The organism is Streptomyces violaceorubidus (assembly GCF_000717995.1).
Lineage (GTDB): Bacteria > Actinomycetota > Actinomycetes > Streptomycetales > Streptomycetaceae > Streptomyces > Streptomyces violaceorubidus.
Genome location: NZ_JODM01000115.1, coordinates 1 through 1,297, shown reverse-complemented (window position 1 = coordinate 1,297; position 1,297 = coordinate 1). Strand labels below are relative to the sequence as shown.

Below are 1,297 nucleotides of genomic sequence, written 5' to 3'. Positions count from 1 at the left end.
CGCGGAAGAGCACATGGAGATCCTCCGCAAAAACAACTTCAAGCCACGTAGCTCCGGGGAAACACGCCAGACCTACCACTGGCTCAACAAAGTCAAAGCCAGCAGCACCCAGGTGCCGCGAAACACGCCAGACCTACCAGTGGCTCAACAAAGTCAAAGCGGGCAGCACCCTGGTGCCGCAGGTATATCTGGACGAGATGCACGCGGCCAACGTCCCGAACCTGGACAACGCTCGCGCCACGGAGGACCAGAAGAAGCGCACCCCGGAAGAACACATGGAGATCCTCCGCAAAAACAAGTTCGTCCTGAGTACCGTCGGGGACACACAGCAGACCTACCAGTGGTTCAACAGCGTCAAAGCGGGCAGGACCATGGTGCCGCAGGTATATCTGGACGAGATGCACGCGGCCAACGTCCCGGGCCTGGACGACGCTCGCGCCACCGAGAACAAGAAGAAGCGCACCCCGGAAGAACACATGGAGATCCTCCGCAAAAACAACTTCAGGCCAAGTACCTTCGGGGAAACACACCAGACCTACGACTGGTTCAACAGTGTTAAATTGGGCAAGAACACGGTGCCGCAGGTTTATCTGGACGAGATGCACGCGGCCAACGTCCCGGGCCTGGACAACGCTCGCGCCACCGAGGACCAGAAGAAGCTGACCGCGGAAAAACACATGGAGATCCTCCGCAAAAACAAGTTCGTCCTGAGTACCGTCGGGGACACACAGCAGACCTACCAGTGGTTCTCAGATGTCAAATCAGGCAGGACCACGGTGCCGCAGGTATATCTGGACGAGATGCGCGCAGCCAACATCCCGGACCTGGACAACGCTCGCGCCACCGAGGACCAAAAGAAGCTGACCGCGGAAAAACACATGGAGATCCTCCGCAAAAACAAGTTCGTCCTGAGTACCGGCGGGGACGCACAGCAGACCTACCAGTGGTTCAAGACTGTCAAATCGGGCAGGATAACGGTGCCGCAGGTTCGAGATGCGTGAGGCCGGCGTCTCGGGCCTGGACAACGCTCGCACCCGATAACACGGGCTGGCTGTTCTCTATTCGCTCGAATGGTCGGCGGGGGCTCGAACGGGGGCCTGGTCCGGGTGAGTATGCGGGATCGATGTACGACGAGCTGGCGGAGGGGAACGTGCCCGAGATCTGGGCCGGGGTGGACATCGGCAAGACGCACCACCACTGAGCATTTTCAGCGTTGCTTCTCCAGGGTGAGGACGGCTTTGGTGATGACGCTCATGCGGTTGGGGCTGACGCGGGATCTGCGGAAGATCTGCCAGGA

At 59.7% G+C, this 1,297-nt stretch carries 1 protein-coding gene and 1 pseudogene; one reads left to right on the top strand and one right to left on the bottom strand.

What is annotated here, in order from left to right; translation table 11 throughout:
• Positions 1-1,001 (top strand): hypothetical protein (locus IE94_RS0134245; RefSeq protein ID WP_209441115.1); only part of this gene is annotated, 1,001 nt, incomplete at its 5' end.
• A 206-nt stretch (positions 1,002-1,207) separates the two neighbouring features.
• Here the strand turns inward: IE94_RS0134245 and IE94_RS39750 are convergent.
• A pseudogene (locus IE94_RS39750) lies at positions 1,208-1,297 on the bottom strand (IS5/IS1182 family transposase); the annotation flags it as partial.